The 25,657-nt window shown below is 45.4% G+C and carries 22 protein-coding genes, 2 tRNA genes and 3 rRNA genes; 23 read left to right on the top strand and 4 right to left on the bottom strand.

Annotation, left to right across the window (positions count from 1 at the left end; all coding sequences use genetic code 11):
* From AAAA78_RS04110 to AAAA78_RS04145, 8 genes are all read left to right on the top strand, one after another.
* Nucleotides 1–783 (top strand): prepilin peptidase, encoded by a 783-nt coding sequence (locus AAAA78_RS04110; RefSeq protein ID WP_445291994.1) that lies wholly within the window; start codon nt 1–3, stop codon nt 781–783.
* Between the two features lie 170 nt (nt 784–953).
* Nucleotides 954–2,009, top strand: a complete 1,056-nt coding sequence (gene pilM / locus AAAA78_RS04115) for a type IV pilus assembly protein PilM (RefSeq protein WP_340590475.1) — start codon at nt 954–956, stop codon at nt 2,007–2,009.
* Nucleotides 2,006–2,614, top strand: coding sequence for a PilN domain-containing protein (locus AAAA78_RS04120; RefSeq protein ID WP_340590476.1), 609 nt, complete (start codon nt 2,006–2,008; stop codon nt 2,612–2,614). Before pilM ends, AAAA78_RS04120 begins: the two co-directional genes overlap by 4 nt.
* Nucleotides 2,611–3,219, top strand: a complete 609-nt coding sequence (locus tag AAAA78_RS04125) for a type 4a pilus biogenesis protein PilO (RefSeq protein WP_340590477.1) — start codon at nt 2,611–2,613, stop codon at nt 3,217–3,219. Before AAAA78_RS04120 ends, AAAA78_RS04125 begins: the two co-directional genes overlap by 4 nt.
* Nucleotides 3,216–3,947, top strand: a complete 732-nt coding sequence (locus AAAA78_RS04130; RefSeq protein ID WP_340590479.1) for a pilus assembly protein PilP — start codon at nt 3,216–3,218, stop codon at nt 3,945–3,947. Before AAAA78_RS04125 ends, AAAA78_RS04130 begins: the two co-directional genes overlap by 4 nt.
* A gap of 24 nt (nt 3,948–3,971) precedes the next feature.
* Complete coding sequence (locus AAAA78_RS04135; protein WP_340590480.1) at nt 3,972–6,146, top strand: type IV pilus secretin PilQ; 2,175 nt, start codon at nt 3,972–3,974, stop codon at nt 6,144–6,146.
* A 12-nt stretch (nt 6,147–6,158) separates the two neighbouring features.
* Complete coding sequence (locus AAAA78_RS04140; RefSeq protein ID WP_340590481.1) at nt 6,159–6,713, top strand: hypothetical protein; 555 nt, start codon at nt 6,159–6,161, stop codon at nt 6,711–6,713.
* 143 nt (nt 6,714–6,856) lie between these two features.
* The gene (locus AAAA78_RS04145; RefSeq protein ID WP_340590482.1) at nt 6,857–8,167 is read left to right on the top strand and encodes a replication-associated recombination protein A; all 1,311 of its coding nucleotides are present in this window, start codon (nt 6,857–6,859) and stop codon (nt 8,165–8,167) included.
* A gap of 53 nt (nt 8,168–8,220) precedes the next feature.
* On the opposite strand, the gene AAAA78_RS04150 is transcribed toward AAAA78_RS04145, so the two are convergent.
* The gene (locus AAAA78_RS04150) at nt 8,221–8,526 is read right to left on the bottom strand and encodes a cupin domain-containing protein (RefSeq protein ID WP_295905111.1); all 306 of its coding nucleotides are present in this window, start codon (nt 8,524–8,526) and stop codon (nt 8,221–8,223) included.
* Between the two features lie 222 nt (nt 8,527–8,748).
* On the opposite strand from AAAA78_RS04150, the gene AAAA78_RS04155 reads away from it, so the two are divergent.
* From AAAA78_RS04155 to rrf, 6 genes are all read left to right on the top strand, one after another.
* Nucleotides 8,749–9,261, top strand: a complete 513-nt coding sequence (locus tag AAAA78_RS04155; protein ID WP_295905109.1) for a hypothetical protein — start codon at nt 8,749–8,751, stop codon at nt 9,259–9,261.
* 154 nt (nt 9,262–9,415) lie between these two features.
* A tRNA-Ala gene (locus AAAA78_RS04160) sits at nt 9,416–9,491 on the top strand.
* A gap of 262 nt (nt 9,492–9,753) precedes the next feature.
* Nucleotides 9,754–11,267 (top strand): 16S ribosomal RNA (locus tag AAAA78_RS04165).
* Nucleotides 11,268–11,430: 163 nt separating this feature from the next.
* Nucleotides 11,431–11,507 (top strand) — tRNA-Ile (locus AAAA78_RS04170).
* A gap of 120 nt (nt 11,508–11,627) precedes the next feature.
* Nucleotides 11,628–14,568, top strand: a 23S ribosomal RNA gene (locus AAAA78_RS04175).
* A gap of 272 nt (nt 14,569–14,840) precedes the next feature.
* Nucleotides 14,841–14,957 (top strand): 5S ribosomal RNA (gene rrf, locus AAAA78_RS04180).
* Together the 16S, 23S and 5S rRNA genes with 2 tRNA genes alongside form the textbook arrangement of a ribosomal RNA operon.
* Before the next feature lie 82 nt (nt 14,958–15,039).
* On the opposite strand, the gene AAAA78_RS04185 is transcribed toward rrf, so the two are convergent.
* Together AAAA78_RS04185 and AAAA78_RS04190 are read right to left on the bottom strand one after the other, a co-directional pair.
* Nucleotides 15,040–16,074 (bottom strand): alpha/beta fold hydrolase, encoded by a 1,035-nt coding sequence (locus AAAA78_RS04185; RefSeq protein ID WP_340590484.1) that lies wholly within the window; start codon nt 16,072–16,074, stop codon nt 15,040–15,042.
* Nucleotides 16,075–16,084: 10 nt separating this feature from the next.
* Nucleotides 16,085–16,771, bottom strand: coding sequence for a hypothetical protein (locus AAAA78_RS04190; protein ID WP_340590485.1), 687 nt, complete (start codon nt 16,769–16,771; stop codon nt 16,085–16,087).
* A gap of 284 nt (nt 16,772–17,055) precedes the next feature.
* Here AAAA78_RS04190 and AAAA78_RS04195 point away from each other — a divergent pair, with 284 nt between their 5' ends.
* The 7 genes from AAAA78_RS04195 to AAAA78_RS04225 all read left to right on the top strand — a co-directional run bounded on the left by AAAA78_RS04195 (nt 17,056) and on the right by AAAA78_RS04225 (nt 22,903).
* The gene (locus tag AAAA78_RS04195) at nt 17,056–18,186 is read left to right on the top strand and encodes an MIDAS family adhesin (RefSeq protein WP_340590486.1); all 1,131 of its coding nucleotides are present in this window, start codon (nt 17,056–17,058) and stop codon (nt 18,184–18,186) included.
* Between the two features lie 203 nt (nt 18,187–18,389).
* Nucleotides 18,390–19,076, top strand: a complete 687-nt coding sequence (locus tag AAAA78_RS04200) for a FliG C-terminal domain-containing protein (RefSeq protein WP_340590488.1) — start codon at nt 18,390–18,392, stop codon at nt 19,074–19,076.
* Nucleotides 19,077–19,282: 206 nt separating this feature from the next.
* A complete protein-coding gene (locus AAAA78_RS04205) occupies nt 19,283–21,010 on the top strand; it encodes a hypothetical protein (RefSeq protein ID WP_340590489.1) in 1,728 nt (575 codons plus the stop codon).
* Complete coding sequence (locus AAAA78_RS04210; protein WP_340590491.1) at nt 21,007–21,624, top strand: pyroglutamyl-peptidase I; 618 nt, start codon at nt 21,007–21,009, stop codon at nt 21,622–21,624. The genes AAAA78_RS04205 and AAAA78_RS04210 overlap by 4 nt, the downstream gene beginning before the upstream one ends.
* A 61-nt stretch (nt 21,625–21,685) precedes the next feature.
* Nucleotides 21,686–22,102 (top strand): Spy/CpxP family protein refolding chaperone, encoded by a 417-nt coding sequence (locus tag AAAA78_RS04215; protein WP_340590492.1) that lies wholly within the window; start codon nt 21,686–21,688, stop codon nt 22,100–22,102.
* Between the two features lie 10 nt (nt 22,103–22,112).
* A complete protein-coding gene (locus AAAA78_RS04220; protein ID WP_340590493.1) occupies nt 22,113–22,604 on the top strand; it encodes a sigma-70 family RNA polymerase sigma factor in 492 nt (163 codons plus the stop codon).
* Nucleotides 22,601–22,903 carry a hypothetical protein gene (locus tag AAAA78_RS04225; RefSeq protein ID WP_340590494.1) on the top strand — a complete coding sequence of 101 codons (303 nt, stop codon included), beginning with the start codon at nt 22,601–22,603 and terminating at the stop codon, nt 22,901–22,903. Before AAAA78_RS04220 ends, AAAA78_RS04225 begins: the two co-directional genes overlap by 4 nt.
* 45 nt (nt 22,904–22,948) lie before the next feature.
* Here AAAA78_RS04225 and AAAA78_RS04230 read toward each other — a convergent pair whose 3' ends face one another.
* Nucleotides 22,949–24,103 carry an OmpA family protein gene (locus AAAA78_RS04230; RefSeq protein WP_340590495.1) on the bottom strand — a complete coding sequence of 385 codons (1,155 nt, stop codon included), beginning with the start codon at nt 24,101–24,103 and terminating at the stop codon, nt 22,949–22,951.
* Between the two features lie 270 nt (nt 24,104–24,373).
* Here AAAA78_RS04230 and AAAA78_RS04235 point away from each other — a divergent pair, with 270 nt between their 5' ends.
* Together AAAA78_RS04235 and AAAA78_RS04240 are read left to right on the top strand one after the other, a co-directional pair.
* Nucleotides 24,374–24,940: a hypothetical protein gene (locus AAAA78_RS04235; protein WP_340590496.1), complete on the top strand. Its 567-nt coding sequence runs from the start codon at nt 24,374–24,376 to the stop codon at nt 24,938–24,940.
* A gap of 154 nt (nt 24,941–25,094) precedes the next feature.
* On the top strand, nt 25,095–25,652 hold the full coding sequence (locus AAAA78_RS04240; protein ID WP_340590497.1) for a hypothetical protein: 558 nt from the start codon (nt 25,095–25,097) through the stop codon (nt 25,650–25,652).
* Nucleotides 25,653–25,657: the final 5 nt, after the last annotated feature.

Here is a 25,657-nt window from a genome sequence, read left to right on the forward strand (position 1 = left end):
TTGGATCTTACTTTCTATATTTTCTTCTTTATTTTAGGAGCGATCTTTGGAAGTTTCGCCAACGTCGTGATTTATCGTCTGCCAAAAGAAGAAAGCGTCGTAAAGCCTCGCAGTTATTGTTACAACTGCAAAACGCCGATCAAATGGTACGACAATATTCCTATTTTTAGCTGGTTCATCCTGCGCGGAAAATGCCGTCACTGTGGCGCAAAATTCTCTTTCCGCTATCCACTCGTGGAATTGATCATGGCGGGACTTTTCACTTTAAGCTTTCACTACGTTGGATTTTCTTGGTCTTTGTTAGAATATCTGATTTTCATTTTCGGCCTCGTTGTCTGCACCTTTATCGATCTTGATCACATGATTTTGCCTGATGAATTCACTCTTTCAGGAATCGTGATTGGACTTGTTGGCGCCGCTCTAAATCCTCACCGCGAATTCTTGGACGCCCTTTTCGGCGTTTTAATGGGCGGTGGATTTTTGTGGGGCATGGCTTACGTGTATTATCTTCTAACAAAACAAGAAGGCATGGGCGGGGGAGATATCAAACTCCTTGCTTGGATCGGCGCGCTTCTTGGATGGAAGGCGATTCCTTTTGTGATTATGTCTTCAGCCATCATAGGAAGTGTGATTGGTTTGATCGCTGCAAGAAAACAGAAGGCTGGACTAAAGACTGTAATTCCTTTCGGACCCTACCTGGCCTTAGGTGCTATTTTGTATTTGTTCGGTGGAGAGACCATCGCTCTCTGGTACTTGAACCTATTTTTACCCGGCTTAGGCTAATTTTCTCAGATATAACGTTTTGATATCTGGACCTTTTTAGAAGTTCGCGAGAGCCATATTTGACATTCCCTGTCCAAGCAGAAATAATTTTATTATTTAGGACTTGTGTCCCAAGGACGTAAGTCTTTGAAATGACATCTGAGTGATACAACTGGGGAAGCAGCGAAAGCATGTTTTTTAAATCGAAGAAAGTTATCGGACTCGATATCGGAACGAGTTCCATCAAACTGGCTGAAATGGACTTCAGTGGCAAAGGAGCCCAGTTGCTTTCTTTTGGTTTCGCGCCAACTCCGCCGAATTCTGTTTCTGGTGGTGAGATTGTTGATATCGCTTCGGTTGGTATCGCCATTCAATCTTTGATCAATGAAGTAAAATCCAAACGCAAGAGCATCTCTACGGCGATGTGGGGCACAGCCGTGATCGTGAAGAAAATCACGATTCCCAAAATGGATAAAAAACTTATCAAAGATCAAATCCGTTTCGAGGCCGAGCAATACATCCCGTTTGATATCAACAATATCAGCTTGGCCCATCATATTTTGGCGGGCAGCAGTTCTCCAGACACGATGGATATTTTATTGATCGCCGCTCAAAACGAACTCGTCACTCAGTACACGCAGGTGATTGAAGTGAGCGGACTTTCTTGCGGCGTTTTGGATGTGAGTGGTTTCGCTCTCGCAAATGCCTTCGAATTGAATTACGGAAAAATCCCTGGAGAAGTTGTCGGAATTCTCAACTTCGGCGCATCGATTACAAATTTCGTGGTCGTGCAAAATGGCGAAGTGATTTTCTGCCGTGATATTCCTGTGGGTGGTGCGAACTACACGAATGAAATCCACAAAGCGATGGGCGTGACAGTGGCTGAAGCCGAAGCCCTCAAACTCAGCGCGATCTCTCGCCGTGAAGTTCCCGACGAAGTTCACAGTATCATCAGCGCAACCAACGAAGCGGTGACAGAAGAGATTCGCAGCAGCTTGGACTTCTTAAGTGCGACAACAAATGGTCTTGTCTTGAACCGTTGCTTTTTCACGGGCGGAAGTTCTGCAACATCAGGCCTGACAGAGACAGTGTCTCGTGTGACTGGCATCTTGATGGAGCCATTTAATCCATTCTTGCGCGTGAAAGCGAATCCAAAAAAATTCTCTCCCGAATACTTGGATCAAATCAGCTCTTTTGCTGGCGTTGTGACAGGTCTCGCTTTGCGTGAAGTGGGGGATGCATCATGATTAAAATCAATCTGGCATCCGGAGCTTCTATCAGTGCAGGGTCTCCTCTTGGAGCTTCACTGGGAATTTCGTCAGACAGTTTCTTAGCTCCCGATGAGATGAGAAAAGAAGCCCTGAAGCGTTTGGTTTTGATTCTTGTGGGACCTTTGGCTTTATACATTTATCAAAATCAAAACGTGCCGGGCAAGGTTGCTGATCTCAATGCAAAAACGCAAGTTTTGACAGAGTTGCAAAACTACAACTCAAAACAAGCGGCCTCTGTTGCGGAGATCAAAAAGTTTAAAGAAGACGAAGCATTGATTGAGGCGCGTATTTCTGCGCTTGAAAAAATCGCCAAGGACCGTCAAAGAGAGATCCGCGTTTTGGATTTATTGCAAACTGTGATTCCTGAAAAGGCATGGCTCACACGCGTGCAAATCAATCCGGATAAAGTAAATGTGCAAGGTTTGGCTTTGAGTGATTTTGAAGTATCCTCTTTTTTGGAAGCGTTAACAAAGAGCGCATTCCTAATGGACGTGAACTTAGTAAGTTCAAGCGAGATCAATCAAGATGGCGTGATGTTAAAAAAGTTTGAAATTAGCTGTTTGTTGGAGAGACCCGAATGAATAAGTTCTTTGAAACTCTCGCAGCACAACAAATCAGTAAGGTTCTGATCATCGGATTAGGGCTGACGGCATTTTATTGGTATGCACTTTACGACGACGGCTCTGCTGTTGACGCGCAAATCGTGCAAATCAGCCAACAGCTTCAAGAAGAAGAAAATAAGAAAAAAGACACGGACGCGACTTTAAAACAAGTGCAAGAGATGCAAGAGAAGGTCGGACAACTCAGTCAAAAATATCAAGAAATCTCTCGTCGTCTTCCGTCAGTGCTTTTCTCTATTGATATCAATAAAGCGATCGACGACTTCGCTCGCAATGCCGGCGTGAGTGTGAAATCGAAAAAACCAGGCGACAACGTTAAAAAAGAAGTCGTTGAAGAAGTTCCTGTGGATGTGACGTTGGAAGGAAGTTACGCGGAACTCGCGCAATTTTCTTTCTTGGTATCGACAGCAGAACGTATGGCTCGTGTGAAAAACGTCGTGATCACAGAGTCTGAACCCGGAAGTAAGAAGTTGAAATTTGAAGGTCAGGTGGTTGGTTACAAACTGGCTCCTGAAGAAAAGAAAAAACCTGCCGATGGAACGGCAGGAACGGAGACTCCGCAGTGAAATCTGTAAGATGGATTGTATCTTACATTCTAGTAGCCTCTCTGGGACTTTGGCTTGCTTTTGCAGTGAGTGTGAAGTTCATGGCTCCTGCGCATTCTCAGGAAACTCCGTCTAACGGAGATTTGCCTGCGGACTTCTTAAAAGAAGTGGAATCGACACAAGTTCCTCCGGCGGGCGCAACTCCTCCTGGTGGTGGAAAGCAAGCGACTCCACCGCCAGCGCAACAACAGCATGCGCAGCCGGGAGCCGCAGCTCAACCTCAACAACCTCCGCAGCAACCCAATGTGCCGCCGCCACCTATGGAAAACGAAATGCCAGTGGGTGATGGAGCCACAGCGCAAACACCTCCACCAGCAAGTATTTTGCCGAGTGATGGTTACCGTTACGATCCGACAGGAAAAAGAGATCCGTTCAAAGTTTTCAGAACGGTTCGTCCTAAAGATAACGGCGGTTCCGACATCGCAAAACCGAATGAAATCCTAGAGCCATTGCAGCGTTGGGAAATCGAGCGTTTGCAGGTTGTCGGTATTTTGTGGGATGTGCGTACACCGCGCGCGATGATTCGCGATCCGGATGGCGCTGTATTTACTGTAACAAAAAATTCAAAGATCGGCCGAAGCGAAGGATTTGTAGCGGCCATCCGCGAGGGTGAAGTCGTTGTCGTAGAAACAAAATACGACGATGGAAAATCGGTTAAAGAAACTCGCGTCTTGGAATTGAAAAAGTAAGTTTATTTATCAGAGGAGGAACGAATGAAAGGACTCATTCGATTATTTATCCTAAGTGCGTTGATTGCTTCTATCACCTCTTGTGCCAGCCGTCCTGTTGAGGACGATTTGTCATTAGATGGTGGAGAATCCTCATCTGAAGTGGCTCCCGCGGAGTCTTCAGGCAATCAAGATGATTTTGCAGACTTTGAAGACGGCGGCGGCGAAACTAAACAAGCCGAAGCGGCTCCTGCGCAAAACGATCAAGATTTAGCGATTGAAGATGAAGTCAATCAAGCGGAAGGACAACCTCAAGAGCAGGCGGCAACACCACCTGCAGAGACAGTTCCTGCTCCGGCTGAAGAAGCTTCGCCAACAGAAGATCCATTTGCTGACAGCTCAGTGGCAGACGTTCCAGCGCCAGCTCCAGAAACTCCGGCACCGGAAACTCCAGCTCCGACTGTGACAGAGACGATTCCAACTCCAGTGCAAGAGACAGCGCCTACAGTGTCTATTCCATCTGGATCTCCTGCGAACATCACGGATTTGAAGTTTAAAGCCAATGAAACAGGTGGAACTGTTGTCGTTCAAGCGGACAAGCCGTTGACCTACACGACACGCACAAATCCTGATTTGCACCAGTATATTATCGAAGTCGACAATGCGAACTTGCCGGACCGTTTGAAGCGTTCTTTGAATACAAAGGACATCAAAGGCAGCATCGGTGCGATCGATGCTTATCAAAATCCAGGTTCAACAACGGCACGCTTTGTTATTCAATTGCGTGAAGGTGTAACAGAGCCCGCAGTTCAAGCCGAAGGCAACAGTCTTTTGATCGTAGCTAACGGCGCTGGAACTTCTGCGGAGGCACACGAGGTTGCTCAAGCAGACGGAACCAATGTGGAGTTGTCTGACGCGAAAATTTTGCCAAGCCAGAACTTGACGGAATTCCTCTCTGGGAACACAAAGTTTTACGGTAAAAAGATCTCTATCGAAACAAATAACATGGATATCCGCGACGCTTTGAACTTCATCACTGAAGAGAGTGGCGTGAACATGGTGATCTCTGAAGATGTCAAAGGAGCGGTGAGTTTGAAACTTCGCCAAGTTCCTTGGGACCAAGCTTTGGTTGTGATCATGAAAGCGAAAAAACTCGGTTACACTCGTCAAGGCAACGTGCTTCGTATCGCTCCTCTTCAAGACTTGAAAGCGGAAGAAGATGATGCAACGAAATTGGCGCAGGCTCGCAAGAACGTGGAGCCTTTGAAAGTTCGCATGTTCCCAGTAAGCTACGCGAAAGTGGACGAGCTTGAAAAGAAAATCAAAGATTTCTTGGGTGATCGCGGTAAGGTGGTTGGCGATGTTCGTACCAACGCCCTTGTTGTGACGGATATCGAAGAAAATCTAGAGCGTGCAGCGAAACTAATTGCAAGTCTTGATACGCAACCTCCGCAAGTTTTGATCGAATCGAAAATCGTGGAAGCGCAAGAAAGCTTCACTCGTAATATCGGTATTAATTGGGGTGCTTCTGGTGCGCCAATTAAATTGGGTTCGACAGCGCGTGGTCCTGTGAACATGAATCCAAGCTTTAACATCAACCCGACAGCGGCGACTCCGGGCAACTTGAATTTCAACGTGAGCGTGGGAACTCTGGATGTCTTCGGAACTCTGCAAGCGGCGTTGTCTTTGTCTGAAAGTGAAGGGCAGGTGAAAATCCTCTCTGCTCCACGAATCATGACAATGACGAATGAAAAAGCAGATATCAATCAGACGACGGAAGAACCAGTTCGTCAGGTGACTCAAAACGGGACAGCAACTCAAGAGACGTTCCAGTTTAAGCCATTGACGTTGAAACTTGAGGTGACTCCACAGGTGACAGCCGACGGATCTGTTATAATGAAAGTCACTGTGAATAGACAATTCCGTGGTGCGGACGTGAGTAGTGCGGGTCAAGGTGCGTTTGCGGTCAACAGCCGTGAAGCCAACACTCGCGTACTTGTGAAAAACGGTCAAACAGCGGTCATCGGTGGTATCTACCAAAGCGACGCTGTTGAGAATGAAAACGGTGTACCTTGGTTCCGTGAGCTTCCAGTTGTGAGTTACTTGTTTAAAACAAAGAACGTCACAAGAAACAAATCGGAGCTGCTAGTTTTCCTTACACCAAGAATCATCGGTCCGGTTGACGCAGGTCCAGTAGCTCCGACAACTCAAGATTTTTAAAGGGAGGGAACAATGAAAAAACTTTTGTACGTCTCGTTACTAGTTTTATCAGTAGTTCTCGGTTCCTGTTCCCAAGAAGCAGGCAACGTTGAAGTCTCAATCAGTGGCTCTTCTTTGCCTTTGATCCCGGCAACGGCGGTTAGTTGTTTAGCGCGTGAAAATGCTGGAACTGATACGCCAACAGCGGATATCTCACCAAGCTATTTCCGTGTCCCAACAATCACGTTTACTCGCAAAGATACAACTAAGAACCTTATCATCGCTTTTATTCGCATCAATATTCCAGTTCCAGGCAGTTCAACACCGATCAACTGTGAGGTCGGTGGCGATGGTCTCGCGGCCCTGAAGGGGACTTGGTTTAGCAGTGGAACGAAAGAAGCATTGATTCCAAGTGGAGATGCGAATAAAACATTTTCCACAGACTGCGCTCTCTATTGCGGCGGCATCACAATGAATAGTGGCACAACAGCCAGCGGAACCATGGAGGTCTTCGGTCTAGAGCGCGACGCTGCCGGAAACGAAACTCCAGTAAAAACATCGACAACGATCACAGTCGAAAGTTTCTAGTTTTAAGTTCAAATAAGATTTAAGAAAGGCTCCTAAAAGGAGCCTTTTGTTTTTTGAAAAACGCCCCGAGTTATCGCCATGACTCTTTACCAACGATGTGAATAATCAGTGACCTCCGCAAAGACCCGTTTTATAAGCCATCCATGGACCTATTTTCCGCCTCTGCCGCAGCCTCAAGCTCATCTCCACTTTCAGAAATTCTTCGCCCGAAGAATTTAGATGAGATCATTGGCCAAGATAAAACCTTGGGACCAAAATCAAAGCTCGGCCAGATGTTGCGCAAAGGTTATTTGCCAAGCCTCATTATCTGGGGGCCTCCAGGAACGGGAAAAACCACCTTTGCGCTGGCTTTATCTCAGCATTTCAACGCTCATTTCGTAAATATCAACGCCGTGGACTCGGGAGCCAAAGCCTTAAGAGAAATCGGTGAAGAGGGCAAAGACCGCCGTCTACAGCTCCAGCAAAAAACCGTGCTTTTCGTCGACGAAATTCATCGTTTTAATAAAGCCCAACAAGACGTCCTTCTGCCGTTCGTGGAAAAAGGCGATCTCGTTCTCATCGGCGCCACCACGGAAAATCCAAGCTATGAATTAAATCGAGCTTTGCTCAGTCGCTGCCGTGTCGTTATTTTTGAACGACTTTCTGAAGAAGACCTTAGCAAGATCGTCAGTCGAGCGGAAACTCACTACAAAAAACAGCTCGATATGATCCTCACCAAAGAGGCGATCAACAATCTACTTGAATATTCTGACGGAGATGCGCGCAGACTCATCAACAGTCTCGAAATTCTCTACAATTTCACAAAAGATCAAGAGGATGGCGAGCGTCTTGATGTGAACGACATGCGCGAGCTTCTTCAGCAAAATCCGCTGGGTTACGACAAAAGCTCCGAGATGCACTATGATCTTATATCGGCATTCATCAAAAGCGTGCGCGGAAGCGATCCCGATGCGGCCGTCTACTATCTCGCACGCATGATCGACGGAGGAGAAGATCCTATTTTCATCGCCCGCCGTTTGATTGTCTTAGCGTCTGAAGATATCGGCAACGCCGACCCAAGAGCAATCTCTGTCGCCATCGCAGGTCTTCAAGCTGTCGAAGCGATCGGTCTTCCCGAAGGAGCCATCACTCTTTCACAAGTAACGACGTATTTAGCCTCATGCCCGAAATCAAACGCCTCCTATATGGCGTTGAATAAAGCCCGCGAACTTGTAGAAAAAACCAGAACATTGCCAGTCCCATTGCATTTGCGTTCGGCAAAAACCGCTCTCGCAAAAGATTTAGGATACGGCCGAGATTATAAGTATCCGCACAACTATCCGACAGGATGGGTCGACCAAAGTTATCTTCCACCTGAAGTCAGCGAAGCTCAATTGTATGAGCCAACAACTCGCGGTTTCGAAAAAACAATCCGCGAATACTTATCTTGGATGAAGGGAACAAACAAACCCTAAACCCTTCGAACACATCCTCGCGGACGCGCCCTTTAGGCTGCTGCTCCGGAACTTTAAATAGCTCTTTGAGCGCAAACACACACGCAAGTCTGCGTGCCTTGAGCAACGTGCGAGTGTTTTGTATTCGCAGGAATCTCTAAGCGATCTCCCGGGCGCAACACAAACTGGTTACCAGAAATATTAAAGATCATCTCTCCCGAAACAATCACGCGCACTTCGGCGAACGGATGACGGTGATCTTGAACCTTCATTTGCGGTTCATAGATTTCGTCATAAGGTTCCAAACCTTCAGATTCCAAAATCATGTGAACCTGTTGTTTGCTTGGAACGATCGGTGCTTGCCAACGAGTGATGATCATAGTGAGTGCCTCTTTCGATTCATGGTTATCTCAAATCGGAACGGTGACTTCAAGTCACGCCGCCATGAATCTCGCCTTGAAACATTATCGCGATAATCTATTCAAATTGCGACAGGATAAGAGGCCGGATTCTCATCTTTTTTTGTTTTTGTGTTAAGTCCTTTTGTGGATTGTCGATACCTAATGTGTAGGAAGGACCCTATATGTTTAGGGGAGGGTATTTTGAGCAGTAAATCGAAGTCGACACATGCGGAATTAGATCACATCTTGAATTTTGTCGATGCCTCGAAAGGTCTTCGTGCGAAGATCAACGAGTCAGGCCGAGTGCAAATTCGCCAAGATCTAGATGGAAAAGTATTCTCCTTTATCACTCAAGACGTGAATGAAGTTCTTCATCGCGCGGATTCTGAAGGAAAACCTTTCATTCAAGTGAATTTCAAGAATGGAACGAAAGTTTTATTGACGGAAACTCTTGTGGGTTTCAAGCCGATTGAAACTTTAGGTTTAGACATGGGCCGTATTCCAAAAGTAGTGACAACTCCGGACCTAGTAAGTGTGTTTGAAGCTATTGAAGAGTCTTTAGGTGCTGATAACGGCCTTGATCACGAGGTCGAAATCCTTAAAAAAGTGTATTTGGCCATTATTTCAGGCGGAGAAAAAGTCGGATTCGACTTAGCCGTTGAAAGAAAGTGGTTGAACAGACTTCTTGCGTCAAAATTTAAAGCCAGCGCTTAATCTTTTGTAAATCCAACGACTTAAACTAAGTTTTCTAATAATCGAGGCGCAAGCCTCGATTATTTATTAAGCAACTTTAGTACGGTCATTAAATTTTCGAAAAAAAGCTATTGACCTTTTTGGGCCGTTACGAGAAAACAGCTCCACTTTGTTCGGGGGCATAGCTCAGCTGGGAGAGCATCTGATTTGCATTCAGAAGGTCGCAGGTTCGATCCCTGTTGCCTCCACCAATTTTTTATTTTAGACGTTCGTCTCGTAACGAAAAAAATAAAAGAAGAACATTGACGGGGACAAAAAAATCATTAAGATTGGTTCCTCGCGCTTCGGTAACGAAGCAAATGCGATTTAAAAATTTCGCTCTTTGAAAACTGAATAGCTAGATAGAAAAGATTTTTGGGCTCTTTGAATGATGAGTAATTATCATTCGCAATTTCAAAAAATAAATTCGAACAAACACAGCGTAAGCTAGTTGTTTGGTTGAGAACAGAATTATAACTGGAGAGTTTGATTCTGGCTCAGAACAAACGCTGGCGGCGTGCCTAATACATGCAAGTCGAACGGGGAAAGCTTTCGGGTGAGTACTAGTGGCGCACGGGTGAGTAACGCGTGGATAATCTGCCTTGAAGAGGGGGATAACTAGTCGAAAGATTAGCTAATACCGCATAAGACCACAAGAACTGAGGTTCAAGGGGTCAAAGGTTTTTCGCTTCAAGATGAGTCCGCGTAAGATTAGCTAGTTGGTGAGGTAATGGCTCACCAAGGCAACGATCTTTAACTGGTCTGAGAGGATGATCAGTCACACTGGAACTGAGACACGGTCCAGACTCCTACGGGAGGCAGCAGTAGGGAATATTGCACAATGGAGGAAACTCTGATGCAGCGACGCCGCGTGAGTGATGAAGGCCTTCGGGTCGTAAAGCTCTGTCGCAGGGGAATAACACAATGAATGTACCCTGTAAGAAAGGATCGGCTAACTTCGTGCCAGCAGCCGCGGTAAGACGAGGGATCCTAGCGTTGTTCGGAATCATTGGGCGTAAAGCGGGTGTAGGTGGCTTTGTAAGTCAGGTGTGAAAGCCTAGGGCTCAACCCTAGAAGTGCATTTGATACTGCGAAGCTTGAGTGCTAGAGAGGTTACTAGAATTGTTGGTGTAGTGGTGAAATACGTAGATATCAACAGGAATACCGGTGGCGAAGGCGGGTAACTGGCTAGACACTGACACTCAGACCCGAAAGCGTGGGGATCAAACAGGATTAGATACCCTGGTAGTCCACGCCGTAAACGATGGATACTTGTTGTTGGAGGTATTGACCCCTTCAGTGACGAAGCTAACGCGTTAAGTATCCCGCCTGGGGAGTACGGTCGCAAGATTAAAACTCAAAGAAATTGACGGGGGCCCGCACAAGCGGTGGAGCATGTGGTTTAATTCGATGCAACGCGAAGAACCTTACCTAGGCTTGACATGTACAGGAAGATTGGCGGAAACGCCGTCGCCCGCAAGGGTCTGTACACAGGTGCTGCATGGCTGTCGTCAGCTCGTGTCGTGAGATGTTGGGTTAAGTCCCGCAACGAGCGCAACCCCTGCATTTAGTTGCCAGCATTCAGTTGGGCACTCTAAATGGACTGCCGGTGTTAAACCGGAGGAAGGTGGGGATGACGTCAAGTCCTCATGGCCCTTATGCCTAGGGCTACACACGTGCTACAATGGTGGTCACAAACTGAAGCGAAGCCGCAAGGTGGAGCAAATCGGAGAAAAGCCATCTAAGTTCAGATTGATCTCTGCAACTCGAGATCATGAAGTTGGAATCGCTAGTAATCGCGGATCAGAATGCCGCGGTGAATACGTTCCCGGGCCTTGTACACACCGCCCGTCACACCATGAAAGTCGGCTGTACCAGAAGTCGCTGCGCTAACCGCAAGGGGGCAGGCGCCCAAGGTATGGTCGATGATTGGGGTGAAGTCGTAACAAGGTAGCCGTAGGGGAACCTGCGGCTGGATCACCTCCTTTCTAAGGATTATCCGGTCAATCTTCACTAAGACATGTTCTTAGTAAGTTAAAATGACCCAATCTTAGGTCAACTTACTCTTCCCGAGTAAGTGAGTCCCAAAAATCTCATCTAGCTGTTTAGTTTTGAAAGAGTGAATTTCTCTTTATTTCTCGCATCTAACAAGGGCCAGTAGCTCAGTTGGTTAGAGCACACGCTTGATAAGCGTGGGGTCGGAAGTTCGAGTCTTCCCTGGCCCACCAACTAATGAGTTGGACTGTTAAGTGTGAGTGATAGAAGAGAGATGACACGCGAACGATTTTCGTTCTTTGACAATTGAATAGATTGATTTAGTTGATTTTTAGCGAGGTTAGTTCCATTTTTTTTAAGCTACAAAGGGCTTACGGTGGATGCCTTGGCACTAAGAAGCGATGAAGGACGTGGTAAGCTGCGATAAGCTTCGGGGAGTGGCACACACACTTTGATCCGGAGATGTCCGAATGAGGAAACTCATCATTTTATGATATCATTCACTGAATACATAGGTGTCTGAAGCTAACGAGGGGAAGTGAAACATCTCAGTACCCTCAGGAAGAGAAATCAATTCCGAGATTACCCCAGTAGTGGCGAGCGAACGGGTAACAGCCTAAACCTTTTTCATTTATTTGAAAGAGGGGTCGTGGGACCGCGATGTGGGACCGGAGAAGTTAGAGTAACAGTCTGGAAAGTCTGGCAAGATAGGGTGATAGCCCCGTACTCGAAAACTTCAAAGGCCCTAGCGGCATCCCGAGTACCACAAGACACGTGAAATCTTGTGGGAATCTGTGAGGACCACCTCATAAGGCTAAATATTCCTTAGTGACCGATAGAGAACAAGTACCGTGAGGGAAAGGTGAAAAGAACCCCGAGAGGGGAGTGAAATAGAACCTGAAACCGTAAGTCTACAAGCAGTTAGAGCCCTTTATATGGGCGATAGCGTACCTTTTGCATAATGAGTCAGCGAGTTATGTTTGCATGCGAGGTTAAGCCGTTGCAGGTGGAGCCGTAGCGAAAGCGAGTCTGAATAGGGCGATTTAGTATGCAGGCATAGACCCGAAACCCGGTGATCTAATCATGGACAGGTTGAAGCGGAGGTAACACTCCGTGGAGGACCGAACTAGTTGAGGTTGAAAACTCTTTGGATGATCTGTGATTAGGGGTGAAAGGCCAATCAAACTGGGTGATAGCTGGTTCTCCCCGAAATATATTTAGGTATAGCGTCGAGTAAAAAATATCGTGGAGGTAGAGCACTGAATGGGCTAGGGGTCTTTACCGGATTACCAAACCCAAATAAACTCCGAATGCCACAGATATGTTCCTCGGCAGGCAGACTCAGGGTGATAAGGTCATGAGTCGAGAGGGAAAGAGCCCAGACCAACAGCTAAGGTCCCTAAATGCACGCTCAGTGGAGAACGTTGTGGAGTTACTTTGACAACTAGGAGGTTGGCTTAGAAGCAGCAATCCTTTAAAGAAAGCGTAATAGCTCACTAGTCTAGTGACTCTGCGCGGAAGATACAACGGGGCTAAGCGTGTTACCGAAGCTTTGGATTAAAGTATTTTATATTTTAGTGGTAGGGGAGCGTTCTAGTGTAGGATGAAGGTTGACCGGTAGGACAGCTGGACGAACTAGAAGTGATCATGCTGACATAAGTAGCGTTGAACTCGGGTGAAAAACCCGGGCGCCGAAAACTCAAGGATTCCTGGGTAAAGATAATCTTCCCAGGGTTAGTCGAGACCTAAGATGAGGCCAATTGGCGTAATCGATGGCAAAACGGTTAATATTCCGTTACCTAACAGATTGTGATTAAGGAATGACGGTGTAGGATATCACAGCCCATTATTGGATTTGGGTGTAAGCATGTAGGAGGATCAGTAGGCAAATCCGCTGGTCGTAACTCTGAGGTGTGAATGCGAGGGACTCGTCCCGGAAGTGTGAAAAGCCATGCATCCAAGAAAAGTTTCGTAATTTTAGATTTGTTAGCTCGTACCGTAAACCGACTCAGGTGAGTGGGGTGAATATCCTAAGGCGATGGGGTGAATTTTGGTCAAGGAACTCGGCAACTTAACACCGTAACTTCGGGAAAAGGTGTGCCTGAGAGAGTGTAAGGATTTACTCCCCAAGCTTTTTCAGGTCGCAGAGAAATGGGAGTAGCGACTGTTTATCAAAAACACAGGTATGTGCAAAGTCACAAGACGAAGTATACATACTGACGCCTGCCCGGTGCTGGAAGGTTAAGAGGATTTGTTAGCGCAAGCGAAGCAGAGAATCGAAGCCCCAGTAAACGGCGGCCGTAACTATAACGGTCCTAAGGTAGCGAAATTCCTTGTCGGGTAAGTTCCGACCTGCACGAATGGCGTAACGACTTCTCCGGTGTCTCGACCAAATGCCTCGCGAAATTGAATTCTCGGTGAAAATGCCGAGTACCCGCAGAAAGACGGAAAGACCCCGTGAACCTTTACTGTAGCTTGGCAGTGATTTTAGAGTTGGCATGTGTAGGATAGGTGGGAGACTTTGAAGCAGGGGCGCTAGCCCTTGTGGAGTCAACCTTGAAATACCACCCTTGGCAACTTTGAAATCTAACCTGCTCCTCTATACGAGGAGAGGGACACTGTCTGGTGGGCAGTTTGACTGGGGCGGTCGCCTCCCAAAAAGTAACGGAGGCGCGCGATGGTCCCCTCAGCCTGATTGGAAACCAGGCGTCGAGTGCATTGGCATAAGGGGGCTTGACTGCGAGACCTACAAGTCGAGCAGGTGCGAAAGCAGGCCAAAGTGATCCGGTGGTCCCGCGTGGAAGGGCCATCGCTCAACGGATAAAAGGTACTCCGGGGATAACAGGCTTATTCCATCCAAGAGTCCATATCGACGATGGAGTTTGGCACCTCGATGTCGGCTCATCACATCCTGGGGCTGGAGCAGGTCCCAAGGGTTTAGCTGTTCGCTAATTAAAGTGGTACGCGAGCTGGGTTCAGAACGTCGTGAGACAGTTTGGTCCTTATCTTCTGTGGGCGTATGAGATTTGAGCAGACCTGTCCTTAGTACGAGAGGACCGGGATGGACGAACCTCTGGTGTTCCTGTTGTCGCGCCAGCGGCAATGCAGGGTAGCTATGTTCGGAACTGATAACCGCTGAAAGCATCTAAGCGGGAAGCAGACTGCGAGATTAGATCTCACTGGGGCTTCGGCCCCCTAAAGACTCCTTGGAGACTACGAGGTTGATAGGCGGAAGGTGTAAGCACGGTAACGTGTTCAGCTGATCCGTACTAATAGGTCGTGAGGCTTTTTTAAATTTTTCTTCTTAACATAGTTAACGAAGATTTCGTTTCTAAGACCTCTTTTTAAGAGCGAGAAACTAGCTCTCTGAATAAGTAAGAGAGTGATTAATTTGGGACTAACCAACCTTACTCTGACACGATCAGAGTAAGTCGCTAAAAATCAGCTAAATCAATCATTCAGTTGTAATGATAAAAGAAGTAACTTCTCCATTTGGATTGGAAGTAAGTTGCAAAGAACGAAAAGGTTAGTGTAAGAAGCTAACCACTTTGATTAATAAACGCTTTGCTGGTGTTTATAGCAGAGGGGCCACACCTGATCCCATTCCGAACTCAGAAGTTAAGTCCTCTTGCGGCGATGGTATTGCACGGGCGACCGTGTGGGAGAGTAGCACGACGCCAGCTCTATTTTACTTGAACCCGGGTTACTAACGTAATCCGGGTTTTTTTTTGACTAATGATGGATTCCACTCCACTAACGAAGACCTTATTTTCTATCGAGATTTTTCTTAAAGACTTTCCAAAATGCTTCGAAATCTTCGATGAAAGGCATGTGTCCTAAACCCTTCAGCATCACAAGTTTACTCTTGGGAATCATGTGTGAAACTTGTTTGCTGATAACGGGATAATTTCCCATTTTCTTTTTCATTTCTTCCGTAGCCCATGCCTTTCCAATAGCCGTGCGATCGCGATCTCCAATAATCAAAACAGTTGGCGCTTTGATATTTTTAAATTCATAAAAAACCGGCTGAGTAAAAATCATGTCAGAAGTTAAAGCGGCATTCCAGGCAATCACAGGATAGTCGGGACCTTCTAACCATCCTGTCGGAACTTCAAGCCATTTATCGTATTCAGATTTCCATTTTCCATCGTAATAACTATCTAGCTGGTACTGTTTTATCTTTTCAGGAGTGCTTGCAAGCTCGGCCTTATAGGCTTCGTCGATATTGCGATAGCCTGTCATCGTTTTCCAATCTTCTAAACCAATCGGATTCACCAAAAATAATTTTGTCACACTCTCAGGATACATCAGTGTAAATCTTGTCGCGACCATTCCACCCATCGAGTGACCTAAAAGATAAAACTTTTCGACTCCCAGGCTATGTAAAAGATTTTTTGTATTCTGTGAGAGGGTTTGGAAGCTGTATTGATAGTTCTTAGGCTTTGAGGATTTTCCAAACCCAATTTGATCCGGAACAATCACACGGTAGCCTTCTTGATTCAGTCCCAGGATCACATGTTCAAAGTAAGCACCGGGAAAGTTTTTTCCGTGCAAAAGAACAATGATCTTATCACTGGGCTTACCTGCAGGAATATCCATGTAAGCCATCTTCAAATCTTGCTCTTGAGATTTGAAAGAAAAATATTTTACTTCGAAAGGATATTTATACTGAGTGAGGTCGGCATCGAAGCCTTTTGCTTCTTTCGTACCCACAGATTCTTTCGCTTTAGAAGAAGACTTACCCGTTGTCGCGCAAGCCGCAATCAAAGACATCATAAATAACAGAGAAAGAATTTTCATCGGATTCTCCTTATTTTGTCACGGCTCCTTGAGCTGTCGCAGATGGAGCCGCTCCAGAAGTAGGAACGTTATTTTTTGGAGCAGATTGTTGTGTAGCTTGCTGCTGCGAATTTTGATTGTTTGAATTCGCCGCCGTCGGTTGTTGTTGATTTGAGCTAGCACCAGCAGTTTGTGATTGCGGTTGTTGTCCCTGAGTAGGAGTTCCTGCTTTTGCTGGAACTTTTTTCTCTGGCGGAGCTACCTTATTTAAATCATTCATCGTGTAAGTGCGGCCGATCTCGAAAATTTTATTCTTCGACTTAATATCAAAAAGACTTGCTTGAATAATGATGCCAGGATTTTCCTCATCAGGCAGATCCATCACTTCAAGTTCCAAATAACTTTTTCCATCTTTCACGCGTTGAATATGTGGTCGCTGTTTACCAAGAATCGCGCGAGCCAATTCTGAGTTCATACGAAACTCCACAGTTGCGATTGATCCCCACTGGGCAGGAAGTTCTCCGTTTTGTGCTAATGATTGAAAATCATCATTGATCATCTTCGCAAGCTGTTGGGCCGGAGTGAGCTGCACACAAGCTTCAGCGGCTTTCTTGTCCTTCTTAAGAGCATGAAGGGGATTTCCTTCTTCTTGCAAAGCCAGAAAAGCGATTGTACCAGCAACAACAATAATCAACGCACCGATGAGCTTATAAAGCATGAATCCTCCATCACTGATATTATTGGAAAGATTTTGAAGAGCCTCAAAGTCTTTCCCCTCAGAGCCCAAAATCGCTTCTTCGGCCTAGGTCTCCTAAAACTCCTAAACCTCTGAAATTTCACACAAAAAAGTGTCTTTGAGGGGCTCTTGTCAAAGAGATCGACAGAAGGGCCCCTTGCAAGGGGGCCCAGGTGTGTCAATAGAATGCCTTTAAAAACAATAACTTAGAAAAGTCTTAAGATTTTGGCATCGAGCTTGGAAGTAAATGGGTGAGAGAGGTGTCTATGAATGCGCTCACCAGAATGGCAGCATTGTCCTTTTTAGTAGGACTTTACGTGGGATGTTCCCCTGTGAAGTTCGCGTTGGACGACAGCAAATGTAAAGAAAGCGGTTGTATCGTTGAAAACGGGAAATACTCGTTCAACTATACGGCGACGGCGGGTCGTGGAAAAGTCGACATTCTGATTGTGAACGACAACTCAGCTTCGATGTCGTTTGAACAAGCGCGCTTGGCTCCTCGCTTTAATAACTTTATTTCTGAATTAGATAATCAAAAGATCGACTATCGTATCGCAATGACAACAACAGATGTCGCAAGGTCCGATGCGGGAAGTTTAATTTCTTTTGGCGGAAATCCTTATATTACCGGAAATCATTCAGACAGATTCAATTTGTTTAATCAAACGATTCAAAGACCGGAGACTTTGGCTTGCGAAAAGTTCATTGCAAACTGGATCCGTAACAACGGTGGTAACAGAGACTCCATCAATTCATCAGCTTATTCTCAAGAGTACGCAAGAAATTGCCCATCAGGTGATGAGCGTGGCGTTTACGCTGCGAACTTAGTTGTGAATAACAATCCTTCAAGCTTTATCCGTAGTGATGCTCACTTGGCTGTGATCTTCTTGGCGGACGAGGATGAAAGAAGCGGTCTTTATCAAAATCAAGGTTATGCTCTTGAGCAAATGGATCAACCTGGTTACTTCGTCAGCAACGTCAAAGCGAAATTGGGTGAAGATAAATTCAATTCTTTGAGTGTGCATGCGATTGTTGTGAAAGATCAAAACTGCTTAAACCAACAAAATAGCCAAGCGTTGGACAACTACAGTCCGACAGTGGGATTGGTGACGGGCAGTTACGGAAACGTTTACCTTTCATTCACAAATGCCGGCTGGGGAAGCTCAGCGGATATTTGTTCGAATGATTATACGACTCAGTTGGGTCAAATTCGCTCGAAAATTTCAGAGCGTATTAAGGACATCGTGTTGAACTGTTCAAATCCAACAGACCTTGTTGTGACGGTTTCAGGAAGCCCTGTTTCTCATCACTTGGAAGGCAAGACGTTGAAGTTCAATCAATACTTGGCTCCAGGCACGAGCGTGAGCTTGTCATACAAGTGCAGCTCTTTGGACTAAGGCAAGGTCCACACCTTGCCTTTTTTATTTCTCCCGCGCCATTTGTATTAAAAAGTGCTTAATCTGATTTTGATTTATTCAAATTGAGACAAAATGTTTTATAAAATGTAGAACTTCTAATCATCGCCATGAATCTTTCTTGTTTGTTACTTTTTCTGAACCTAAGGCTTTAGTCCTGAAAGTGGTTTCCGATACATCTAACCATGGGCATGTTAGACAGATACAAAAAAAAGGGCGGCTTCAATCAACTTCTTCAACTTCTTGAGACTTCTCCTATGGCGAAGCGAGAGCAGTTTTTAGGTCTTATCGCAGGGGAAAGTCCCGCGTGGGAGGATGCGCTTCGTAAGCGAATCCTGACGATCGATAAGGTGTATAGTTGGGATGGGCAATATCTCGTAGAAATCTTTTCGCGAGTGCAGCCACTCACGTTGGCGAATGCACTTCATGGCTCTCCACAAGAGCAAGTGGATCAGCTTCTAGGCTGCCTGCCGCCGATTTCTAAACGCAAGATCACAGATCTTTTGGCAGAGTCAAATCCGACCCCCGCAGAGAAGTCGACGTGTATTTCAAGAATGCTTTCTGAGGTGCGCGGGTTTATTTCGCAAGGGATCTTGAAGCTAGAAAAGATTGATCCGGATCTGCATGTTCCTGAGAACATCGAAGAGGTGCTCAGTGCAGGTGGTTTCACGGTGCCTCTGACATATGATTACGATACCACGAAGAAAGAGGCGAAACCGGCTGCCGTTGGTGAGACGACAGATCCGGGCGCGCAGCAAGAAGTGGATTTCTTAAAAAGAAAACTCAATCAACTTGCCTCTGAAGTGAATGCTCTAAAGCACGAAAACTCTGTCTTAAAAGACAAGCTCACTCAGATTAAAAAGATCGCTTAAATTTATTCTTTCAGACAAAAGGCGCTGGTGTTCTGTCAGCGCTTTTTCTTTTCCGGATTTCATCTGAAGACATCTGTGTTTCAAATCGAAACAACAAATCCCCACATTTTGTCGAGTCTTTTGACAAACTGAGTTTTCTCTAAACCCAGCCCAACCCTCAGTCGATATGCCAGACATAGGACGTCAAATTAGTACGTGAGGTAAAAATGTCATCGCAGATGTTCAGCATGTTTGTTGGGTCGCTTTTGGTCGTGTCTGTTTCAGCGCAAGCTCAATCTTTGTCTGTTCCACAGCTCGACCTAGAGTCACAATTCTATCAAGAGTTAGCAAAAGAGTCGGGTCAAGATGTTCCAACCGCGAAAGGATTTCTCGAAGAAGTTCCAGATGGTTTGAGCACAAAGGACATGAGTCCTCAATGTGATCCTCGACGTTTCGAAGATAGCATTGTCGGTAAAAAACTTTCCACCGCGCAATACTACAAAGTTGCCAAAGATTATTTCGCAAGATGTGCGAATGAGCTAACAAGCAACTCTACAACGGGGATTTTGGGACTTCTTAAATTTTCGAAGTTTCAATATCCGTTCCTCACTCATCCGCAAGTGAAAGAATTCATGGTGAAACTTCCGGATGGAACAAAAATTCCGGGAATTTTGGCAATGAAACAAGATCCTCGTCCTCGTCCACTCGTAATTGTGAAGTGCGGCGTTTTCTGCTCAGCGGCGCAGACAGCGTCGATGAAAAGTTACTTGATGCACTTATTCGATCAAAGCCCGTTTAACGTTTTGCTTTTAGCGAATCAAACCGGCATGGACTATATCTACTACAATAAAAAAGTAACTTTGGGCGGTTGGTCTGAAGGTTATGAAGCGATTGAGGTCGGTAAGTGGATGCGTGATAAGTGGGAATACAAAGATCGTATTTCCAGTGTTCACTTAATGGGTATCAGTCTTGGCGGTAATGCGGCCGTGATGGGCGCGGCTTTCAATGATAAATATCTTCTTCCTGATGGGAAAAAAGTGTTTAATTCAGTGACGGCGATTTGTCCGGTGGTAAGCCTTCGTCCGACGTTGGATCATCTGTTCGGCGGTCAAATTGTAGGTCGTATCTTTGCTAAAATGTCGAAAGATCATTTTAGAGAAGCTCGTCAATACATCACGGATGTTCCTGATTTGATCACAGACGGAAAAATTCCATCCAGTCGTTTGGGTATGGCTGATTATATCGGTGAGCTGGCGTCGACATCTTTACAAAGACGTGGAATTGCAAGCACTCCGCAGTCTTATTTCAAATCCAATAACTTCTGGAACTGGAAAGAGGAAGTAAAGACACCTTTAATGGTGTGGGCTTCCAAAGACGATATGGTTGTGAACAACGAAATCAACGCCCAAGTTGTAGAGCATGATGATTTCTATGAAAAGTCTGCGAACGTAGGCGTGCTTAATCTGAAATACGGAAATCACTGCGGCTTTTCATCAGCGTACGGAGCACAAGCTTCTGCGGCAGTGTTGAGAACTTTCGTATTAACTCACAGTCCCGAGTTCGTAGATGAATACAATAAGAAACAAGAAATGCCTTGGACATTTGGTTTCAAAAAACTGGGTCCTCAATATGAGCATATCGGTCAAAGCTGGAACTTTTCTTCTCAGTCAGACCAAGTGAAAGTTTCTTTCCGCATCTTTAATTGGAATGGCGGCAGAGAGTGTGCTGACAAAGGTCCATGGTTGGCGAACCGTTCGTGCACAACTACGAAAGAGATTTGGGTGCCAGTGTCTTCTTTGACAGCATTGGGTGCGCGTATTCCTCGTACGGAGGCGGAAGCTCAGGCATTGACTCGCGAATTTAACACGAAAGTGGAATTCCGTATCAAAGGCCATCCGCTTAATGGTACAAATAGTAATGAATTCTATATGATTTGGAGAAGTCACTTCGAATGATGAAGACGCCTCGAATTCTTGTTACCGGTTTTTCTCCTTTTCTTGGGGAGAAAATCAATCCAAGTGAAATCCTTCTTGAATGGCTCAAGAAGGATTTTGCCTTTCAAAGCAAAGTTGAAACATTGCTTTTGCCAGTTTCTTTTGCGGCTGCTGCGTCTTTGTTAGAGTCTCGCATTGCGCAGACGTCCTATGATTATATTTTCATGTTGGGACAAGCTGGAGGGCGTTCAAAAATCAATCTTGAACGTGTGGCTCTCAATTGGATCGAAACCGAAAAGCCAGATGAAGATGGTGTGACTCCTTTGCAGGGGCCTATTGTCTCTGGAAAAGAAAGTGCTTTGTTTTCTACCTTGCTTGTATCTAAATTTAAAGACCAGTTGCAAGAAAAGCAGCTCCCTATTGCGGTCTCCCTTAGTGCGGGCGGATATGTCTGCAACTACGTTTATTACAAAACTCTTTTGTGGCTTCGGGAAAATAAAAGAAAAAGCCAAGCTTGCTTTATTCATGTGCCTTTTTTGCCAGAGCAAGTTTTAGATAAGCCAGATATGCCTTCCATGGATTTAGAAACCATGAAGAAAGTCTTGGAAGAAATTCTTCAAATCGCCTTAAATTGAGAAAAATATTTTTGAACCTGACCCCTGGGAACAGCGTCTAAAGCTGTAAATAGGAGGAACTATGAAGTTCTCTAAGTCTCTTATAACGATTTTAGCAATCACGATGCTTTCTGGAATCGCTATGGCTCGCGGAGAGCGGGATCATCATAAGGACGAATTTGCTCCTATGGAGCGTCAATTCAGTCCTGAGAAGATGAAAGATCTGGGGCTGAGCTCAGAACAGATTTCTAAACTCAAAGCTTTGCGTGAAGCTAAAAAAGAAGAGGTTAAAAAACTTCGTGAGGAAATGAAACAGGCAAAGATGGCTTTTAAAGAGGCCGTAAGAACCAATGCTTCCAAGGATGCTATTTCACAAGCTTATCAAGCGATGATGGATAAAAAGATTCAGCTTGGCAAAGCCCGACTTGAGAACTTGTTGGCGGCAAGAGACGTGTTAACAGATGAGCAACGCGCGAAGCTTTTCAACAAAGGACAATAAGGCAGACAAAGTGAGTTTAAACTCCGAAGAAGCTTTTAAATTGTTCTACGAGTCCCACGCTTCCAAAGTGCGGGGCCTTCTTTTCCGTTTGGTCGGTGAAGCTTCTTTGAGCGATCTCACGCAAGAAACCTTTATGAAAGCCTGGGAATATCGAGAACGGTTTCGTGGTGAAAGTGAAGCCTCTACGTGGCTTTATCGAATTGCCTATAACTGTGCCGTTGATTTCCTGCGCCGGTCGGGAAAGGCCCGTGAGAATTTACAGATAGATCTAGTTACGGACACATTGGAAAAAAATATTTCTGACAAAGAAATCGCAAATCTGGCTTTAAAGAGTCTTGATATCGAGCACAGGGCCGTTGCTGTTTTATTTTATATTGAAGATCAACCGATCAAAGATATTGCTGTGATATTAGAACTTCCCGAAGGAACGGTGAAGTCGAGATTGAATCATGCACGTAATAAAATGAGCGAAGTCTTAACAAAGAAAGGAGTGAAGTTATGAGTGACGACCTTTTAAAAAAGTTCTTAAAAGAAAATACAGCAGAAGTTCCGTCAGCTCCGCTGGGAGAATCTTCGCGTATCTGGCGTAAGATCAATGACAAGTCCGAACGCAAGCGTATGTGGTGGATCGTACTTCCGGTGATGGCAACGAGCTGTCTGCTAGCTATTGTTATGCGTTTAGAAAAGCCCGCTCCTGTCATGGGGGAAGAGGAAGCGTATCTTTATCAAGAATGGAATGAAATGGTGAGCGACGTTGATACGGACGTTGATCAGGAATTTGTTTCTGTCTTTGAAAAATAACAAAGCGTCGTTTTTCAGGCGACGCTTTGTTTGCCCGCTTCCTTGTTATTCAATTTGCGAAAGTACTTCACGAAGTTTTGCTTCGTCTTTAACTCCCGTGAACACAAGTTCTGCGCGACGATCTGAAGCCTGAACTCCTGTAGAATCCTCAGAGCCCATGCCTTTAGCTATAACATCCGAAGAGCGAAGTCCGTTTTGGCGCATGATATTGCGAACGGAATCAGCTCGTTGTTGTGAAATTCTTTGATTGATAGCAGGGCTTCCAGAGGCATCGGCATACCCGTGGATCTCCACTTTTTCAAAGAGATCTCTATTATCAGCTAAAGCTTTGGCCACTTTAGATAGTTTTTCCTGATCCTCAGTGGAAACAGAAGCTTTTGCTGTATTGAACTGAATTTCACTGCCTGAACCTAAAACGCTGGAAAGTGCGACATTACGAAGGGCGGACTGTGGCTGAACCTCAGCGACAGGACGAGAAGGTGGTGTTGAAACTTCTTCATTGGCCATTTCTTCAGATGTAGCAGACTCTTCATCTAAATTCGTTACGTTTTGCGGTTCACGTTGAACAGGATTTTCGTTCGCTGCTGTTTGACGGACCGAAGTTCTGTAAGCTCCTGGATTCCAACCGATTTGCAAATCAACGAGATACATAGGAACTAATCCGTCCGTGTTGTTTGTGAGTGACATTGCACGCACGCCCAGACGAGCCAGCCAGCTTGGTGTCATGTTGAATTCACGAAGTACCTGCAAGCCGACAAAGTGCGCGTCTCCCTGATCTGCAGAAAGAGCTTTACCTTGTTCGTATAGTTGATCCGCAACTATACCTGCTTGCCATTTACTATCCCAGCGATAACGGGCTGCTAATTCCAACGCTCCACCTGTTCTCGAGGTATCGAGTGTGGTATCCCGACTTTGTGTGAATTGTTGGTTGTTCACACCGTAACCTAGATCCATAACAAAATGGGATGCAGGGAAGTAGTAAGATCCTAAGAGTTTTAAGGTAGCAGGGGTGCCTTCTGCTGCGCTGACATTTTCATATCCTGTGTAACCACCACCAAGTGCGATGAACGGAACAAGGCCTTCTGGAGCACGTTCAGCTTCTTCGCGAGAAAATTCAAGAGCACTTGTCGTCGGTGTTTGTTGATTTGCGTTAGCTAAGGACCCAACACTGATTAAAGCGACGAGGATGAGTGTTTTCATAGCCATCTCCTTTTTTAACATCTTCAGTATCGACCTTGTATAGAGAGGGTCAAATTTTTGCGAGCCTAAAGAATGGAGCTTTGTTGAGATAAATAGTTTGCACATTACTGCAAAGAAATTTGTCCACTTAAAAAGATGTGGCATGTCAAACCGAGACTTGCCAACGTCTGTTTTCAAATTTGAAACAAGAGACGCTAAACTCGGTGCATACAATTTGACCTTACTCAGTCCTCCTTCTAGAGTTTTTAAATGACATTGTGGAGGCATTTTATGCGTAAGGTTTTAGTTGTATTGATGGGGCTTTTTATTGTGTCTTGTGCTTCAAAACACAAAGCAAAAGATATCGATACAAATGTGGATATGTCAGCACCAGTGCGGTCTGATTCTGTTGTTGGCGTTAAAGACGGCGACATGGTTTATCAACGTAAAGTGGCAATGAATGAAGAATTGCGCCGTTTAGAATTAGATGTCTATGATCTTGAAGCGAAAGTGATGGGCGGACCTCGTTATTTAGACAACCGCGGCCTTTATGGTGTGTTACGTGACTGTCGCGTTCAGCTGGGCGATGTCAATAACAGTGGCGATGGCAAAGTCCGTTGGACTGAAGCACGTGAATATGTCACGCCGGACGATGATTTTTCATCGATGGGTATCGAGGATAAAAAACGCATCGTCGGGGTTTCTGAAGAATTCTTAAAAGATCGATTGGCGCGCTTTAGAGGTTACAGAAATACCCTGGAAAAGCGTCAGGATGAGTATGAAACAAAAGTAAAAATGTGCCAGTTGGAACTGGCGGCGCAAAAGAAAAAAGCGAAATCCGCTGAACTTTCTGAATAGTAATAAAAGGCTCCTCCTGGAGCCTTTTTCGTTGCCTGTCTAATCTTTCGTCAGTCTTCCTGCTCTCAGAGCGCTCCTAAAGAACTTTCCAGATGGCTCGTTTTTAGCTAGGAATGCGAGTGATTTAACAACTCCTAAATTGGAAGGTAATTTTATGAAGAAGACTCTAGCGGCTCTTTTTTCCTTGTTGGCTCTGAGCAGTGTAGCTTCGGCAGCTCCTTATTATACGGGAGTGGGCTGTAACGAAGAAGGTACGCGTTGTACTTTCGGAAAGCCGTCTGGCCGTGTTTTGAACTGGAGTAAAAAAGGTACGGTTCAAGAGTTGGGCGAACGTTGTGAAAAGTTCATCAACAATATCGAAGCTCGTAAAAATGAAATCGCCAAATCTCAACGAGTTGAGTTGAAGTATAAGAACTTCACTTACGGTTACTCTCAGGACATCCAAGAAGACGGCCGCGCAAAGATCATATGCAGCGTAGAGCTTCATTCTGAAGTGCCTGAGGTTAAATTTGACTCAAGAATTGTTAAGAAATTTTTCTGGGTTTGTGAATCAAAAGACAGCGCTGGCATCTGTGCTCATTACGTAAGTGAGTGTGAAGCGGCTCGTGATGAAGCTCTTCAAGACAAAAACGTGTTAGACGCTACAATCTACCGTGGTGCTTCTTTGTTGCAAGGTTCGATCTGTGAAGTTGTTACGGTGAAGTTTAAATAGTTCTG

The sequence above is a fragment of the Bdellovibrio sp. BCCA genome (assembly GCF_037996825.1).
In the GTDB taxonomy this organism is placed as follows: domain Bacteria; phylum Bdellovibrionota; class Bdellovibrionia; order Bdellovibrionales; family Bdellovibrionaceae; genus Bdellovibrio.